The following is an 18,606-nucleotide window of genomic DNA, read 5'->3' as shown; positions in this document are numbered from 1 at the left end:
CATAAAAATGGAGATCGACAAAGCAAATTTATTTTATGAAGAAATTTTTTATAGGTTTAGCGTTTTTTGCAGCAATATATTCGTTTGCTCAGGAAGCAGGAAAGGCAGGTGAGCTTTTAAAAAATGAAGCTTCCGCAGGAGAAATGCAGGTTTCCGGAAATGTAAAGACAAAAGCAAAGGTTTTTGATCAGTCAAAATATAATCAGGCAGGTAATTCAAACCATACATCAAAAAATCCAAACTATCAGTGGAATAAAAACTATGGATATGCAGAAGTTTTTCTGAGAATCCCAGAGCAAGGCTTTTTCACGGTTGAAGTTGGTGATCAGATGATCTCAAACGGTTCCGGAAAATACCGGTTTTTTGACCTTCAATCCGGTAAAATGCCTGTGTCGATTTATGAAAATGGATTTTTGCTGTACAGAACAACTTTAATGCTTCGGAATAACAACAGAATGGTATTGGATTTCTTCACCAATGAAGGTCTTTACTTACTTGATCTTTATCCTGTTAAAAGCCAGTCTTACGGTTTTAATGACTGGAATGATGTCTGGAATAATCCTTATGGAAATCATCCGGGAGACGGATATAATTCAGGAAATGTGATGGATAATAATACTTTCCGTCAGTTTTTTGATAGGTTACAGAAAAACGAAAAATTCGATGATGGTAAACTGTCTTTGATCAATCAGCAGATGCGAAGTTCTATGTTCAGTTCAGCGCAAATCAGAGATCTGGTGAAATATATCAGTTTTGATAACAATAAACTGGCACTGGCTAAATCGATGTACAAAAGATGTGCAGATAAAAACAGGTATTTCTTAGTCTACGACGCATTTGATTTTGAAAACAGCAAGAGGGAACTCATGGAGTTTGTCGCAAAATCTTAAAATATAAAGAGAAGCAGTAATGTTTCTCTTTTTTTATTATTTAAAATTGATACTATTCAGCATACATAGGCCTTAGAACGACTATTCTAATATTCTTCTGTTTTATATATTTCATGTAAAAATATTCTTCTTTTAAATAAGTCTACGATTTGTGAAGTAAAAAATCATGAAAAAATACAATGCTTTTATTTTTATTTAGAAAAATTATAAATAATTTTGCCAAAAATTGTTAAAATTGAAGAAGAAAGTATTACTCCTTGCTTTTCAGTTTGTTATCCTATCTGTGAGTGGTCAGACAGTGACCGGGATAGTATTAGCAGCGGACAGTAAGAAGCCTGTTTCGGGAGTCAAGGTAGGTGTAGAGAACACCGGAATCTGGACGGTAACGGATAATTCAGGGTTATTTAAGATCAATTATCATTCTAATGAGACGCTGGTATTTTCAAGATCCGGCCTTTTGGAAGAGAGACAAACGTATATCACAGTTCCTGCAGACAGGATCACGGTAGAAATGCAGGCTGCATCCATCCGCATCAGGGAAATTGCATTAGCTGCCAAAAAGAAAAACTATTCCGAGATTGAAATTAAAGAAGAAGCGCTGAAAAATATTCAGGCGTTCTCTCTGAATGAAGTTTTGGAACAGATTCCGGGACAGAAACAGAGAAATCTTTCTCTGAATGAATTTAAACCCATCGTTTTCCGTTCTACCAATCTTGGATCCTTGACGAGAACCGGGGCAGATGGTTTTGGAAATAAATCCTTTGGTACAGCCGTAGTAGTAGATGGTATTCCTATTTCTAATAATGAAAATATGCAGGGATATACAGGGAATTATTCTGCAATATCACCCTCATTGAGTAATGAAGGTGCATTATTTAATCCCAATATGCTGGGCTTTGGTAAAGCAAACGGGTACAATGGTTATTTCTCCAATGCCAATTTCGGGGTTGATTTACGAGAAATCCCTGTTGAAAACATTGAAAGTGTGGAAGTGGTTCAGGGAATTCCATCTGCAAAATACGGGGATCTTACTTCAGGTCTTGTAAATATTCAGCAGAAAAGCGGAAAGACACCTTACAGAGCCTATATTGCTTTAAGAGAGGGAACTCAGGAGTTTAACCTTAATAAAGGGGTAAAGATCAATGATAAACTGGGTTTCCTGAATGTGAACGTGAATTATTTAAGCTCAAACTCAGATCCAAGAACGAAGTTTAACCGATACCAAAGAGTTACCACAAGTCTGATGTGGACTGTTTACAACAAAAATAAAAACATCAGCAACTCCCTTTCCTTAGATTATGGGGATAATTTTGATAATGCCAATTTTGAGGAAGAAGATGATTCCAAACAGATCATTAAAAATAAAAACAGGTCTGTAAGAATCTCCAACCGTTTTAACTGGAGGTTTAGAGAATCGTTTTTTGATAATTTAAGCATTAACGCTAATTACAGTCAGTCGTATCAGAATACCTACGATTCAAAGCTGGTCAATTCCGGTGGTAAAATTGTAGGAACTAGTACCACAAACGAGGTTTATACTGGTTCTTATACGCCTATCAACTACAGACAGGTACAGGAAGTGGAAGGAAAGCCGATCTCTATGTTTATTTCTGCCGAGCTGAAAAAGAACCTTAGAACAGAAAGTGACTGGATTCACAACTTCTTAGTAGGAACCGCATTGAGGAGCAGTGATAACAAAGGTCGCGGAAGATTAGGAACTCCGGAAACGCTGATCACTACTTTTGCAGGAGGAGGACAGTCATTCAGGCCATATAACTTCGGGCAGAATGTAAGAGCTGAGTATCAGTATTCCGTGTATGCAGAAGACAATGTTTTCAAAAGATTTGGGAATTATATTTTTAATTTAAATGCGGGGGTAAGATTTGACAACCAGTTCGGATCTTCTGTACTGCAGCCGAGGATTAATTCTTATTTAATTTATAAGAACTTTAAATTCAGAGGAGGTTTCGGGATTGCATCCAAAGCGCCTTCTATCAACATGATCTATACAGGTCCAAGATACTATGACCAGATTCTTGCAGACGTGCGTCTTCCGGGATATTATAATGTGGGAGTGGTACAGACTTTTGTAGATTATGCCGACAATAAAGATCTGAAGCCTTCAAGAAGCGTTCGTTCCGAAGTGGGTGTCGATTATAAATTTGCTTACGGGAATGTAGGGCTTACAGCTTATTACAACAAGCTTTATGACGGATTTACCAATGAATATTATGCCTCAAAAAGACAGCTGGCCAATCTTAAAATCAATTATAACGGGAACAATACGCCTACCTACGACATTACCGGATACAGAAACTATTTTTATCTGCAGAACAGGATTGTAAACAGCCTTAAATCTGAGGATAAAGGGTTGGAATTAATGATGAACCTGAATAAACTTCCCATCAGAAATATCAGTTTCGACATCAATGGAAGTTATGTGGAAACGAAAAACAATTCCAACGTAGACCGGTATAAAGATTCTAAAACCCTTGCTGACGGAGCCATTTACGGTTTATACAGATCGGTAGAATCCCAATACAAACAAATGACGGTAAGTGCAGCTGTGAATTACCATCTGCCGAAAGCAGGACTGGTGATTTCCTTCCGTACTCAGCATTTCTTCGTTGATGATAAACTGATCATCAACCCAAAATCACTTTATGCTTACATCAATACGAATATGGAGAAAGTAGAGATGACCCCTGAACAGATCAATGATCCGAAACAGTTTGCCAGCATTAAAGATAATGATGTGGATGAAGAAAACACAAAACTGGGGAAGGTCTTCCATAATTTTAACCTTAAAATTTCCAAAGATTTCCAGAACGGATTTAAATTTTCTTTCTATGCCAATAATTTCCTTGACCTAAAACAGATTCAGTCTAAAACAGAAAACGGAAGAACAGTTGAAACCCTGAAAACAGACCTTCTGAAACTTTCTTTCGGGGCCAAAATAGAATATCAATTTTAAACATGATTATACACATAAACACTATGAAAAAGTTACTGAGCTTTTTAACCATACTACTGATGCTGGTTGCCTGTCGTGATGATGATTTTGGAAACGGGAGCACTTCCACATTACAGCCTGTCGCTTACCAAGTGGAGGTATCTTACGAGAAATCAGTCTACGGTAATCAGCATACTAAAAAAGCAACGGTTGTAATGACCAATAACAATTCCGGAGATACGTATACTTTAGACACAGATGCGAATGGATATGCCAATTTTCAAAACGTCATTCCGGGAACCTACAAAATTACTGTATCAAAAAAAATGCTGGCTGATGAATTTCTTGCCACCTTCGGATACCAGTCTGCTTCTACTGAAATGAGCTTCAATGGTGTTCAGGAAAATGCCATCATCAGTGCCAATATACAGAAAACGTCTGTAGAAGTAAAAGGAGCAAGAGTAGGGGACCTTCTGATCAAACAGATCTATTATGCAGGATCACACGCTATACAGGGCGCAAGTTTCAGAGATCAGTTTATTGAAATTTATAATAATTCCGATCAGGTGATCTATGCAGATGGATTATACATCGGGCAGCTTTACGGTAAAGTAAATACGGCAACCAACAATACCTATTCTCAGGCAAACGGACAGTTCGACTGGAGTAAATCTATCGGAATGACGATGGGGAATGCTGCCAATACAGATTATGCCTATGCAGATTATGTATTGAGAATTCCGGGTAACGGAACCCAGTATCCGATTTTGCCAGGAGGAAGCATCGTAATTGCACAAAACGGGGTGAATCACAAATCACCACTAGTAGACAATACCGGAAACCCTATTAACATTCAAAACCCGGCACTAACAGTAGATCTGAGTACCTCTAATTTTGAAGTTTATTTGGGAGATTACAACCTGTCTATCGGGCAGCCGGTTTATAAATTTGACATTCAGAATCCTGCTGTACCGGATATGAAAATTGCCTATTGGGGAAGAACAGGATACTGGAGCCCGAATAATGACTTTATTATGGATAATCTGGGAAGAGACAGTTTTGTAATCTTCAGGGTAGATGATCTGGATGCACTTCCTGATTATTCTGATCCATCGGTTGTAACTGTCAATTCTAATACAAGATACTTTAAGCAGATCCCTAACAGCGTTATCATCGACGGAGTGGATCTTCAGCATAACAATCCTAACTCTCAGCGACCGAAAATGCTGAGTGCTTCCATTGATGCTGCCTCTATCGCATGTGACGGGGCGTTCAATTCCCAGGCGGTGATCAGAAAAACAAAAGAACTGGTTGATATGCCTAATAACGCTGGTAAGAGAAGAGTATTGGTAGATACCAACAATTCAGCAAACGATTTTGTAAAACAAACGGCCAACCCAAGAGGTTTCCAACAATAAAATATAATGAAATTCAAGACTTTATATATCATTCCTATACTGTCATTCGGTTGTGCCTCGGCGCAGCTGCATGACAGCATTTTTATCCCGAGAAATCAGATCTACTACAATCAGCTGGGAAGAATCTGGGATAACCCGATTCAGTTTTCAAAACAGAAGTTTTCAGACTTTACAGAGACAGAACTGAAAACAACGGTAAAGGATCTTAATATGAAGAGGGTACAGACTGCAGAAGAATCCTATGAGTATGCCTTTAAAACACAGGGAATCTTTAATATTTCTGAAAAACTGAGGCTTTTAGGAAGCTTCGATTATCAGTTTATCACAGAAAAAAATCTGGGTTTTAATCTGACCAATGGAAGAACTGAGGATGATCTGGTGCTCAACCCCAATTACCTTTTTGTTCCTAAAAAAGCAAATTGGGAAACTCAGAACTACCGTGTACAGGGAGGTATGTCCTACAATCCCTGGAAAGGCCTTGAGCTGGGAGCGGTAATCGATTACAAAAACCAAAGCTCATACAGAAAATCTGATCCGAGACCGGATATCAATACAGCAGATTATTCAGGGAAATTATTTGCGGGATACCGTTTGGGAAAACATCAGCTTTCTGTTTTCGGAGGAATGGGAAGAAGATCTGAAACTTATGATCTGATGGCAGTCAACGAATCAGTGAATGCACCGGCTAACAATGAATACTATGTGAGATTTTCCAATGGTTACGGAAGACTGATTTATTTCCCAGCGTATACAGATTACAGTTACAGAACCATAGACCGCAATTTGGGTGGAGGATATGCATTCGAAAATAAGAGAAATTTCTTTAACATTAATTTCTCCTACAGCAAAAAGATGCAGAATCTTTACGGAAATGATGGTGAAAAAAGGAATGCAGCCTCAGGATCCACTTATTTTGACGAAAGCCTGGAGAAAATGAAATACAGATTGGTTAACTACCGTACCGATGCCAATTACTGGTACAAAGGCGACAGGATGGATTTTATGTCTAATGTCAATTTCCAGAGCATTACCGGAGATAATTACAACAATTCAGAATTCGGGCAGAATTACAGAATGACACTGGACAGGGTTGCAACGGCAAACCATTTTCTTCTGAGAGATGGAGAAAAAATAAAGCTGGGAACAACGCTTGAAGCCGTTTACAGTGATTTTTCTGCAATAGATCTTCTTGGAGCCACTCATAAGTATGTCAAAAGTCTGAATCTGAATTTGAAATTCAACAAAGATATTTTCTTTACAGATAAGCAAAAGGTGAATCTGGAAGTAGGAGCGATGTCTTATTTTCCTCTGGATACAAGCCTAGATTATAAAGCAGCATCTTCCAATACTTTGCTGTATGACAATGTAATCAGAAATGATCATGAGTTCGACAGCACTTCAAAAATGGGACCTCAGTTGGGACTTCAGTTTTATCAGAAGGTAAGTACTAAGACAGACCTGAAAATATTTACTAATTTTGCAACATTATTCCCGTTGAATAAAAGGTTGGAAGAAAATACAAACTACAACGGAAATCCGAATCTGTATTTTAATGCGGGAATATCCCTGTTTTACTAGAAAATGATGAAGTATTTTTTGCCGCTGTCGGCAGTATTGTTTGCTATTTATTCTTTTTCTGATTTTGGAAGTATTCAGAAGGGCTACACCCATCAGGAATTAAGAAATCTTTATGGAAGCGGAAATCAAGATCTATGGCCGAAACCTCATTTGTTTGATGAGGCGAAAGAAGGTTTTCAGGATATCGGATCTATGTCTAAGCCTGAATTTCCCAAAGACAATCCTTATTCCAAAGATAAGGAAGAACTTGGAAAGGTGCTTTTCTTTGATCCGAGACTTTCTAAATCGGGCCAGATCTCATGTGCGAACTGTCATGATCCCGAACTGGGTTGGGCAGACGGAAGGAGAGTCGCCTATGGTCACGACAGACAGCAGGGAACAAGGAATACCCCTACGATCCTGAATATCATTTACGCCAAAGAATATTTTTGGGATGGAAGAGCGGCAACCCTTGAAGAACAAGCCAAAGCACCGATAGAAAACCCTGTAGAGATGAATCTGCATTCAAGACTGGCAGTGAAAAGAATTGCGAAGATTAAAGGATACAGAGAATATTTTCAAAAAGCTTTTGGAACGGAGAAAATTACGGAAGAGAATATTGTCAAGGCTATTGCTACTTTTGAAAGAACCATCATCAGCCCGAAGTCTAAATTTGATAAATTTGTAGAAGGGAAAAAGGATGCACTCACGGATTCTGAAATTAATGGTCTGCATTTATTCAGAACCAAAGCGAACTGTATCAACTGCCACAATACGCCGTATTTCTCAGATCAGAAGTTTCACAATGTAGGACTTACTTATTTCGGAAGAGAATATGAAGATCTGGGACTGTATAATATCAGCAAGAAAAATGAAGATGTAGGAAAATTTAAAACGGCAACTTTAAGAGAAGTTTCGCAGACCGCGCCTTATATGCACAACGGATTATTTCCTAATATCAGAGGAGTCCTGAATCTGTATAACGCGGGAATGCCAAATGAAAAGCGAAACAGAGACAGCCCACTGGCCCCGAAAAAATCAGGGATGCTGGAAAAACTGAATCTTACAGACGCTGAACTTACAGACCTGGAAAATTTCCTGAAAACGCTGCACAGCTATCAATACAAAATGAGGGCACCGCAGCTGCCAAAATAGATAAAAGAGAAGCCCCGGCTTCTCTTTTTTTGTGAAAAATATCAGGAAGTTAAAGATCTTGAGCGTAATACGATGCACCAGGACTTTTGTATATTTACATAGATGAATGGAAAATACAGGTAATAAATAGCTCTGATAATGATGGATAAAAAACAGATCGTACCGGAATATAAACCGGAGAATTTTTCAGCATTCATTGAAACCGATGAAAAACACTGGAATGATAAAACAATCAACGATTTTTTTATTTCAAAGCTGTCTACAACAAAAGTGAAGCTCCGAACTCCTTTTCTACCACACCGGAAAACAGTAAATGATTTTGTATGGGTGACCAAAGGAAGATTGGAGCAGAGGGTATACAACGAACACTATCATCTTTCATCCGGATCCGTTTTACTGCTTGCCCCGGAAAAAATAAGAACCATCGATCTGCTTTCTGAAGATATTGAAGGCTTTTACTGTCATTTTTCTGATGATTTTATTGCAAAAAATGATCAGATTAAATATCTCCTAGAAATTTTAAATTATCTGGAATCCCATGATCAATATGTCATTCCGGTAGATTCAGCAGAAACTTTGTTGCCACTTCTCAACAGAATGGAACGTTTAAATGATCAGGAGACAACTGAAAGAAATACACAGCTCATCAGCTTTTATCTGATGTGTTTTCTGGGTGAACTGAAAGAAATTATAAAAACCTTACCGGAGGTTAAATGGACAGTTAATGAAAAACTGGTCCTGAAATTTAAAAAAGCAGTAATGAAAAATATTCATAAGATTCACAACGTTCATGAATATGCTTCAATGCTGAATGTTACCCCAAATCATCTGAATAAATGTGTGAAAGATTTCACTGGTTCTACAGCTTCAGAATTGATCAATAAGTTTCTCATGATTGAAGCCAAAGCGTTTTTATCGATCTTCGAAATGAGCATCAGTGAAGCGGCTTATGCAGTCGGTATCAGCGATCCATCTTACTTTGCGAGGTTTTTTAAAAAGCAGTCCGGAATGTCTCCCCGTGAATACCGGAAAATGATTGATTTGTCCTCATAATTCTCTCTTTTGACCTATTTTTGAACCCTAAACAATACCGATATTTGAATAAGAATAAATTTAAAATATCAGCATTATGGAAAACCAGCAACTGGATCTGTACTTAAAGAGAATACACGCAGAGCAACCAGCAGAAAATATAGGAAAATTAGAACTTTTGAAAAGACTTCATCAGCTGCATCCTAAAAATATCACTTTTGAAAATATAGAAACATTTACGGGAGAAACACCTTCATTACATCTGGATGATGTTTTCAATAAATTGGTTACGCTTCAGAGAGGAGGATATTGCTATGAGCAGAATTCATTGTTCAAAGATGTTTTGGAGACTTTAGGCTTTACCATAAAAATGCATCTGGCCAGAGTGATTTGGGGCAGTAAGGACGGAACCGGAAGCGCACGCTCCCATATGATGCTTACCACGGATATAGACGGTGTGAAATACCTTGTTGATGTCGGATTTGGATCTATGACCCTTACTTCCCCGATTATACTGGAAACAGATATCGAGCAGGAAACACCGAATGGCCTGTTTCGTCTGGTAAAAACAGAAGAATTTTACAGATTGGAAGTTTTAAAAGATGAATGGCTGCCTATTTATAAGTTTTCGCTGGAAGAAGTGGAGCTATCAGATCTGGAAATGGCCAATTGGTATATTGCGACCGGTCCGGGTTCTGTGTTTAACCAGTTTTTAATGATCACCAGAGTGGATGAAGAGGCCAGATATGCTCTTTTTAACAGTACATTCAATATCCGCTGGAACGACGGAAGAAAAGAAAGTTCAGAGATTACAGAGCTGGATCAGCTGGATTTCACCCTAAAAACGTATTTTAATCTCTATCACCTTTCTGATGAATTATTAGAAAAAGTACATGGAAAACTAAAGGAAATCAAGACCCATTTCAGTGTGACACAATAGAAGTAGATTCCAAAATTGAAGGAGAAGTTGAGGCTTCAATTTTTTATTGTATCAATCTCATGCGTTCATAAAAATCTGAATTTTTTACCGGAGCAATATTGACCTGTACTCCAAAAGTCAATCCCTTGAAATATTTTTCTTTGTTAATCGACAGCGCATATCCCGTATTGAGATACATAAAATTAAAAAGCGAAATTCCCAATCTCGGTTCTATGGAATATGGGTTTAGAGAAACACCTAATAAATAGCCGTCGCGGTTGGCATAGTGAAAACTGGCTTCCGGTAAAAACCTGGCTTTGCTTTCTATGGACGTGTATAATACTGAAGCACCTGCTACAAATGATTTTTTGCCCGAGTTATTGATTTTATAAGATAAGCCGCCCTGTAATACATTTCTTCCTGTATAACGATAGGCTATGTTAAAGACTGTTTTGTCCAATACCTGCGCATGAGCTGTAATGGTAAGTAAACAAATAATCAGAAAAGAGTAGGGTTTCATAGCGGTATTTTGTATGATCAAATGTACAGGTTTTATCCTCAGTCTGAAAACCTGAACATTCTGGGATGTGAAGAAGTTTGAAGAGGTAAGAAAAAAGAAGGAAGACATCGGAATCTAAAAGCATGACTATTTATTTTTTTATACTATATCATCAAATTTTTAGAGAACTGTTAAAAATGAATGGCCAATAGTAACTTCCAGCCTCCATCTCCCATCTTCCGGCCCCTGTAATCTTAGTTTTCTTAGTCCAAGCTCAGGTTAAATAAGATATGTAGTTTTAAAATCTTCAATTTTCCGTACCTTTGTGGCTAATTTTATATTCAATGCAACTCGGAAAAACCCAGACTTTAAAAATTTCAGACAAAAACTATTCAGGATGGATCCTTAAGGACGAATCAGGCGAAAAAGCTTTCCTGCCTAAGGTTTTCACCAGCGATGAAAAAGAAATTGATGATGACGTTGAAGTTTTTGTCTATCAGGACGACGGCAAATTAAAGGCAACCACTGAAATTCCTTTAGCGGAAGTGGGTCAGTATGCTGTAATGAGCTGTGTGCAGAGTCTTCCGAGCGGGGCATTTATGGATTGGGGAATCATTAAAGACCTTTTTATCCCTTACAAACAGCAGAAATCCAAAATTATAGAAGGAAAAAGATACTTGGTTTATCTTTATGTAGATGAAGCCCTTGATTTAATCACAGGAACTACAAAATTCAAAAGAAATCCACAGTATCAGGATCTTCCTTTGCAAAAAGGAGAGAAAGTAGATCTGATCATGATGAATGAAAGTGAATTGGGCTGGAATGTGGTGATCAATAAGCAATATATCGGACTTATTTATGCATCTGATGTGTTCAAAAAACTGTATCCTTTATCAGAAGAAGGAGGATATATTAAGGATATCCGTGAAGATGGTAAGATTGATGTATCTCTACAGCCGGAAGGTTTTGAAAACATAGACGAATTCAAACAAAAGATTCTGGATAAACTGGATGAGAACTACGGACTTCTTTATCTTTCAGACAAGTCTTCTCCAGAAGAAATCAAAGCTGAACTTCAGATGAGTAAAAAGAACTTCAAAAAAGCACTCGGCGGACTTTATAAAGATAAGATCGTCGATATTTCAGATGACAAAATCAAATTAGTATAAAAATAAAAAACGGGCAGAATTTTCTGCCCGTTTTTTGCTTTTAGGCAGTACTCCGAAACTGTTCAGCTCTCAAATCTGCCTTCCAGCCTCTCCAGTGGTTTTAGCGATTCCAAGGATAATTCAATTAGTAAGTTTCGTATTTATTTTTCATCTTAACCCAAACTCAGGTTAAAACAATTCATATCCGCAACTCTCCGACCCAAAAACGCTCCTATTCTCAAACTCTTCCCTCATTCCTGCATCTGTAACTTCAAGCTTCTACAACTACTTTTACCTCAATTACCTCAAACTGAACATCAAAAACATGATGTAAGTCATAACAATTTTGTTTAATTATTTTGTTTAACAATTTTGTCAAAAACAGAATTTGATTTACATTTGCACAAAATTGTTTAACAATAATGTCAAATCAAGCGAAAAAAGACCAAACACAGGAATTGATCAAGGAGACAGCGAAGAATTTATTCTTTGTGAAGGGGAAGTTTGATGCTACTACCCAGGAGATTGCCGATGAAGCCGGAGTGAACAGAACATTGATTAACTATTATTTCCGTTCAAGGGATAATCTGATTCAGATCATTTTTGATGAAGCACAGAGAGTGGAACAGGAAAAATCTAAGATTATTCAGGATGCAGATCTTCCTTTCAAAGTAAAGATCAGCAAGTTTATAGAAAGCAGTCTTTCTACCAGCCTTCAGTATCCGTATCTGGAAACCTACATCGTTTCACAGATCAATAAGGGAAACTGTCATCAGAGAGAAATAGAAGAAGATGTACTGAATACGCTGTATAAAGACATCGAAAAAGAAATGGAATTGGGAAATATAGAAAAAATGGCGCCGGTTCAGTTTATTCTGAATATGGTTTCGCTGCTCGTATTCCCAAGTGCTGTAAGGCCTTTGTTTATGGAGAATCTGATGATCAGTGATCAGGAATATGACCAGATTATTTCCGAAAGAAAAGAGATTATTATCAACATGCTTTTTAAAAATTAAAAAAATGTTAAAGTATTTTAAGAAATGATACGTCCTTTAGAAACAAAAGCCTTGACGAAAAAAATTACATTAAAAAAATAAACGAAGTATACAATTATGAAAAGAAAACGTATAACTGCTAATAAGCTAAAAATTGGGATAGCTGCAGCATTTATGATTTTCGGCTTTTCATCGGTATCTGCCCAGCAGCAGGTTTCTTTACAGGAAGCCATTAAGCAGGCACTGCAGAATAAAGCAGAAGCCAAAAAAGCGGCACTACAGATCAAAAAAGCTGAATATAAGATTGATGAGGCCAGAGCCGGTGCTTTACCGCAGATCACTGCCACAGCGGGTTTAACCTACAATCCTGTTATTCAGGAGTCTTTGCTTGAATTTGGCGGAGAAAGAATCAGAGCACAGCTGGGACAGCCTTGGAGCTCAACAGCTTCCGTACAGCTTCAGCAGGCTTTATTTGACCAGAGAGTTTTCACAGGTCTTAAAGCGGCGAAGTCTACCAGAGAATTCTATGTTCTGAATGCTCAGCTTACGAACGAACAGATCATTGAAAACGTAGCAACAGCCTATTATCAGGTATTTGTACAGGTTGAAAATCTGAAAACGGTAGAAGCAAGTTACGCCAATACGGAAAGAGTAAGAAACGTAATTAAGAGTTTAGTGGATAATGGTCTTGCAAAAGCCATCGACTTAGACCGAACCAATGTACAGCTTACCAATATCGGTTCAAACAAGCAGCAGCTGATCAATTCCGTTGAACTTTCAAAAAATTCTTTGAAATTTTATATGGGGGTTCCCATCGGGACAGATATCGAGCTTGAAGAAAAAACGATTGAGCCAAAACCTGAGCTTATTGCAAGCACAGTCAATCTGGATAACCGTACAGAGATCAAAGTTTTAAATAAAAACAGAGAACTGCTTCAGTTTAACAAAAAAGCAACGGAAGCTTATCTTTATCCTACCGTTAGCCTTACAGCCAACTATGGGTGGGCCGGTATGGGGAAAAAATTCCCTTTAACCAATGGTCTTAACAACGGAGTTCTTTGGAGCGATTATTCAGCGATAGGGTTGAACATCAATGTTCCGATTTTCACCGGTGGTGCTACAAAAGCTAAAATTCAGCAGGCAGAAATAGATATTCAGGATCTTGATCAGGATATCCAAAATAAACAGTTGACTTTAGATTTGGATCATAAAAATGCCGTTACCAATATGGAAAATGCCATTATCAATATCCAGAGCATGAAAGATAACGTTGAGCTTGCAGAAAGAGTACAGAAGAATACACAGTCCAATTACCAATACGGTTTGGCAACACTTACCGAAGTGCTGGATTCTGAAAACGCTTTAACACAGGCAAAACAGAACTATTCAAACGCATTGCTGGACTACAAACAGGCTGAAATTAAACTCATAAAAGCTAAAGGGGAACTGAACACACTACAAAACTTATAATAAACTAAAATGAAAAAAACTTTAATATACATCATCGTAGCAGCGGTCCTAATCGGTTTAGCGGCTTACAAGATTGCAGATAATAAAGAGAAACAGACCAAAGAAGTAAAGGAAGTTGCTAAGCAGGTTGACAAAATCAACGTGAATATAGTAACTGTTTCAAGAGAAAATATCAATACAGATTACTCAGCTAACGGAACTTTCATTCCAAAGCAGGAAATGAACCAGTCTTCTGAAATTGCAGGACGTATTGTAAGCGTTCTGGTAAAAGAAGGATCAAGAGTTTCTGCAGGGCAGACTTTAGCCGTGATCAAAAAAGATGCTATCGAGGTTGACGTTTCTCAGGCTCAGAATAATTTACAGAATGCAATTATTGACAATCAGCGTTACGAAAGCGCCTTCAAAACAGGAGGAGTTACGAAACAGCAGGTTGATAATTCAAGACTACAGTTGAAAAATGCACAGGCAGCTGTAAGAGCTCAGGGCGTAAGAGTGAATGACACCAGCATCCGTGCAGGAATCAGTGGTACCATCAATAAGAAAATGGTAGAACCGGGAACTGTAGTTTCTATAGGAACTTCCATGTTTGAAATCGTTAACATCAACAGCCTTAAATTATCTGTACTGGTAGACGAAAGTCAGGTGGGAAGAATTGCATTAGGTCAGGAAGTTCCGATCAATGTTAATGTTTTACCTGAAGATTCATTCAGCGGTAGAATTACATTTATTGCTCCTAAAAGTGATGCTTCTTTAAATTTCCCAGTTGAAATTGAAGTTCAGAACAGAGGAAACTTAAAAGCGGGTATGTATGCAACGGCTTTATTTAAAACCAATCACGGTGCAGAAACTCAGAATATGCTGACCGTTCCGGCAGAAGCTTTTGTAAACGGAGTAAGTTCAGGGCAATTATTTGTCGTAAGCAATGGAACGGCTAAACTGATCAAAGTACAAACCGGAAAAGTATACGGTGATAAAGTTCAGATCTTAAGCGGACTGAATGGCGGAGAACAGGTAATTACCAGCGGACAGATCAACCTTGATAACGGTTCGAAAATCAACATCGTAAAGTAAGATAAGATGAAGTTAGCAGAAATATCCATTAAAAGGCCGTCCCTGGTTATCGTATTGTTTACGATACTTACGTTGGGTGGTTTATTAAGTTACTCCATGATGGGGTACGAGTTGATTCCAAAGTTTGAAACCAATATGGTAACCATTTCTACGGTATATCCGGGAGCTTCGCCTGCTGAGGTGGAAACTTCGGTAACCCGAAAGATTGAAGATGCCGTGGGTTCCCTGGAAAACGTAAAGAAAGTAGAATCTTCATCTTACGAAAGTTTATCGGTAATCATGGTTCAGCTGAATACCGGTGCCGATGTAAACTACGCTTTGAATGATGCACAGAGAAAGGTAAATGCTATTCTGGCAGACCTTCCGGACGATGCAGATCCTCCTTCTCTTCAAAAATTCTCATTGGATGATCTTCCGATCATGACTTTGAGTATTTCCAGTAACAAGCTGAATAATAAAGATCTTTATGACCTTTTAGATAAAAAAATAGAACCTATTTTCTCGCGTGTAAACGGTGTTGCTCAGGTTGACCTTGTAGGTGGACAGGAGAGAGAAATTCAGGTGAATTTAGATGAAAAGAAAATGCAGGGGTATGGTATTGCTATCGCAGATGTACAGCAGGCCATTCTTTCCTCCAACCTGGATTTCCCGACGGGAGCTTTGAAGACAAGAACTTCAAGATCTACGATCAGACTTTCCGGTAAGTATAAAAGTGTAGATGAGATGAATAGCCTTGTGGTTTCCAATAAAGATGGAGCCCAGGTTCGTTTGTCTGATATTGCAACCGTTTTCGATACACAAAAAGATGTGGAGAAAGTGGCAAGATACAACCAGAATTCAACGATTTTACTTCAGGTTAAAAAGCAATCTGATGCCAATGCAGTTTCCGTTTCAGAAGCCATTCAGAAAACAATTGAGAATGTTCAGAAAGATTATAAAACGCAGGCGATTAAAATCAATACCGTAGATGACTCAACAGACTTTACACTTGAAGCTGCAGACCACGTAATTTTCGACTTATTCTTAGCGATTATCCTGGTAGCGGTAGTAATGCTATTGTTCCTTCATAACATCAGAAACGCATTTATTGTAATGGTTTCTATTCCGATGTCATTGATCGCAACGGTAATTGGAATGTATCTGATGGGATATACCTTAAACCTGATGAGTTTACTTGGACTTTCACTGGTTGTGGGTATTCTTGTGGATGATGCGATTGTAGTACTGGAGAACGTTTACCGTCACATGGAGATGGGAAAAAGCAGAATCCGTGCAGCTTACGATGGTGCTTCGGAAATTGGATTTACGGTAACGGCTATTACGCTTGTAATTGTGGTGGTATTCTTACCGATCGCGATGAGTTCAGGATTGGTTGCTGATATCCTGGCGCAGTTCTGTGTCACGGTAGTTATTGCGACATTATTCTCGTTATTAGCATCATTTACCATTATTCCTTGGTTATCTTCAAGATATGGTAAACTGGTACATTTGACCGGTAAAAATCCATTTGAGAAATTTATCCTTTGGTTTGAAAAGCAATTGGAGAAATTTACACACTGGATCACAGGAATTCTGGAGTGGGCATTGAAATCTACCTTAAGAAGAGTGATGACCGTAATCATAACGTTCATTATTTTGATTTCTTCATTCATGTTGGTGGCTTTCGGATTTATCGGTGGTGAATTCTTCCCTAAAATGGACAGAGGCCAGTTCCTTGTTCAGATGGAGTTACCAAAAGATGCTTCCGTAGAAAAAACGAATCAGATCACTTTAGCGGTTGAAAGATATCTTAGAAATGATAAAGATGTAGTAGATATGATCACGACAGTTGGTCAGCAGTCATCAGGTTTTGGTGGAGCACAGGCTACATTGTATCAGTCAGAAATTCAGGTGATTTTGGTAGATAAATCTGAGCGTAATGAAAGCACAGATATCAAGTCTGCAAAAATCAAGAGAGCTTTAGAAGAGAAATTCACAGGGGTTGAGTTTAAAACGGCACCAATCGGATTAATGGGAGCAGATAATGCACCAATTGAAATGGTAGTAACGGCTCAGGATAACGAAACGGCCAATAAAGAAGCGAACAGAATTCTTGAATTGCTTAAAAAAGTTCCCGGTTCTGTAGATGCAGAATTATCTACGGACTCTGGAAGCCCTGAAGTACAGGTAAATATCGACAGAGATAAAATGTCATCTTTAGGCTTAAATCTTTCCAGTGTAGGAAAAACGATGCAGACTGCATTCAGTGGAAATACAGACGGAAAATTCAGAGCCGGAGAATATGAATATGATATCAACATCCGTTTTGGTGATGCCAACAGACAGTCTATTGATGATGTAAGAAACCTGATGTTTACAAACCCTCAGGGAGAACAGATCAGACTGAGTCAATTTGCAGATGTAAAAATGGGTTCAGGGCCAAGTTTGCTTGAACGTAGAGATAAAGCGCCTTCTGTAAAGGTAAAATCTAAGGTGGTAGGTCGTCCTGTAGGAGACGTTGCCAACGAATGGGCGGCTCAGTTTATGGATAACGAAAAGACCAAACCGGCAGGAGTAAGCTATATCTGGAGTGGTGATATGGAAAACCAGACGGAAGGTTTCGGTACGTTAGGAATTGCCTTGATGGCAGCTATCGTATTGGTTTACCTGGTAATGGTTTCCCTGTATGACTCATTCGTATATCCGTTCGTGGTACTGTTCTCTATTCCTCTGGCATTGATCGGGGTAATGGTTATTCTTGCCATCACCGGAAACTCATTAAACATCTTTACGATGTTGGGGATGATCATGTTGATTGGTTTGGTAGCGAAGAACGCGATTATGATTGTCGACTTTGCGAATATGAGAAAAGCAGCTGGTGCGAATACCCATGATGCTTTGATTCAGGCGAACCACGCACGTCTTCGTCCGATCCTGATGACAACGATTGCGATGATATTCGGTATGATCCCGATTGCAATTGCAAAAGGAGCTGGAGCAGAGATGAACAACGGATTGGCCTGGGTAATTATCGGTGGTTTGACATCATCATTATTCCTGACGCTGATCATTGTACCGGTAGTATACTCATTATTTGATTCTATTCTAAGAAGAATGGGCAAAGGTGAAAAAGTAGACTACGAAGCCGAAATGAAAGCGGAATACGTACATAAAGAACTAAGTGAAGACGGATACACTCCGAAACACGTAGAATAATATAACAACCTTAATTAACCTAAAAGCGCATCAGATTTCTGATGCGCTTTTTTATTTTTGAAGTATTTTCATCTATTTTTTATGCAAAGTCTAATATTGTAAGAAGTGTAAAGAGAGAATTAATCTAATTGATTCTGATGCAGACAAATTGCTTGAAATTTCACGCAGATTAAACAGATAGCGCAGATTTTTAGGTTTTCTAATCTGCTTTATCAGAATCATCTGCGAGAGCGAAAAAATAATATTTAAGCACAAAAAAAAGCTTCCAGAATGAACTGAAAGCCTTTATTTATCTTGTATGAGG

The 18,606-nt window shown here is 38.2% G+C and carries 13 protein-coding genes; 12 read left to right on the top strand and 1 reads right to left on the bottom strand.

Annotated elements, in window-relative coordinates; all coding sequences use genetic code 11:
• Window positions 1–35 precede the first annotated feature (35 nt).
• From BUA72_RS16880 to BUA72_RS16850, 7 genes are all read left to right on the top strand, one after another.
• Window positions 36–890 (top strand): DUF4476 domain-containing protein, encoded by an 855-nt coding sequence (locus BUA72_RS16880; protein ID WP_072924042.1) that lies wholly within the window; start codon window positions 36–38, stop codon window positions 888–890.
• Between the two features lie 235 nt (window positions 891–1,125).
• Complete coding sequence (locus tag BUA72_RS16875; protein ID WP_072924040.1) at window positions 1,126–3,864, top strand: TonB-dependent receptor; 2,739 nt, start codon at window positions 1,126–1,128, stop codon at window positions 3,862–3,864.
• A 23-nt stretch (window positions 3,865–3,887) separates the two neighbouring features.
• Window positions 3,888–5,261 (top strand): DUF4876 domain-containing protein, encoded by a 1,374-nt coding sequence (locus BUA72_RS16870; protein WP_072924038.1) that lies wholly within the window; start codon window positions 3,888–3,890, stop codon window positions 5,259–5,261.
• Between the two features lie 6 nt (window positions 5,262–5,267).
• Entirely contained in the window at window positions 5,268–6,839 is a 1,572-nt protein-coding gene (locus BUA72_RS16865) for a DUF6850 family outer membrane beta-barrel protein (protein WP_072924037.1), read from the top strand.
• Window positions 6,840–6,845: 6 nt separating this feature from the next.
• Window positions 6,846–7,973, top strand: a complete 1,128-nt coding sequence (locus tag BUA72_RS16860) for a cytochrome-c peroxidase (protein WP_072924188.1) — start codon at window positions 6,846–6,848, stop codon at window positions 7,971–7,973.
• 138 nt (window positions 7,974–8,111) lie between these two features.
• Window positions 8,112–9,026, top strand: a complete 915-nt coding sequence (locus tag BUA72_RS16855) for an AraC family transcriptional regulator (RefSeq protein ID WP_072924035.1) — start codon at window positions 8,112–8,114, stop codon at window positions 9,024–9,026.
• 76 nt (window positions 9,027–9,102) lie between these two features.
• Window positions 9,103–9,945 carry an arylamine N-acetyltransferase family protein gene (locus tag BUA72_RS16850; RefSeq protein WP_072924034.1) on the top strand — a complete coding sequence of 281 codons (843 nt, stop codon included), beginning with the start codon at window positions 9,103–9,105 and terminating at the stop codon, window positions 9,943–9,945.
• A gap of 43 nt (window positions 9,946–9,988) precedes the next feature.
• On the opposite strand, the gene BUA72_RS16845 is transcribed toward BUA72_RS16850, so the two are convergent.
• Window positions 9,989–10,444, bottom strand: coding sequence for a hypothetical protein (locus tag BUA72_RS16845; RefSeq protein WP_072924187.1), 456 nt, complete (start codon window positions 10,442–10,444; stop codon window positions 9,989–9,991).
• Window positions 10,445–10,767: 323 nt separating this feature from the next.
• Here BUA72_RS16845 and BUA72_RS16840 point away from each other — a divergent pair, with 323 nt between their 5' ends.
• The 5 genes from BUA72_RS16840 to BUA72_RS16820 all read left to right on the top strand — a co-directional run bounded on the left by BUA72_RS16840 (window position 10,768) and on the right by BUA72_RS16820 (window position 18,302).
• A complete protein-coding gene (locus BUA72_RS16840) occupies window positions 10,768–11,592 on the top strand; it encodes a CvfB family protein (protein ID WP_034725273.1) in 825 nt (274 codons plus the stop codon).
• A 401-nt stretch (window positions 11,593–11,993) separates the two neighbouring features.
• Window positions 11,994–12,587, top strand: a complete 594-nt coding sequence (locus BUA72_RS16835; protein WP_034725274.1) for a TetR/AcrR family transcriptional regulator — start codon at window positions 11,994–11,996, stop codon at window positions 12,585–12,587.
• A 96-nt stretch (window positions 12,588–12,683) separates the two neighbouring features.
• Window positions 12,684–14,036 (top strand): TolC family protein, encoded by a 1,353-nt coding sequence (locus BUA72_RS16830; protein ID WP_052202612.1) that lies wholly within the window; start codon window positions 12,684–12,686, stop codon window positions 14,034–14,036.
• A gap of 9 nt (window positions 14,037–14,045) precedes the next feature.
• Window positions 14,046–15,107, top strand: a complete 1,062-nt coding sequence (locus BUA72_RS16825; protein ID WP_072924032.1) for an efflux RND transporter periplasmic adaptor subunit — start codon at window positions 14,046–14,048, stop codon at window positions 15,105–15,107.
• Window positions 15,108–15,113: 6 nt separating this feature from the next.
• Window positions 15,114–18,302 (top strand): efflux RND transporter permease subunit, encoded by a 3,189-nt coding sequence (locus tag BUA72_RS16820; RefSeq protein ID WP_047456127.1) that lies wholly within the window; start codon window positions 15,114–15,116, stop codon window positions 18,300–18,302.
• Window positions 18,303–18,606 lie beyond the last annotated feature (304 nt).

Origin of the sequence: Chryseobacterium sp. OV279, from assembly GCF_900128945.1 — a bacterium.
GTDB lineage: Bacteria > Bacteroidota > Bacteroidia > Flavobacteriales > Weeksellaceae > Chryseobacterium.
This window is presented reverse-complemented; position numbering and strand designations above follow the sequence as displayed.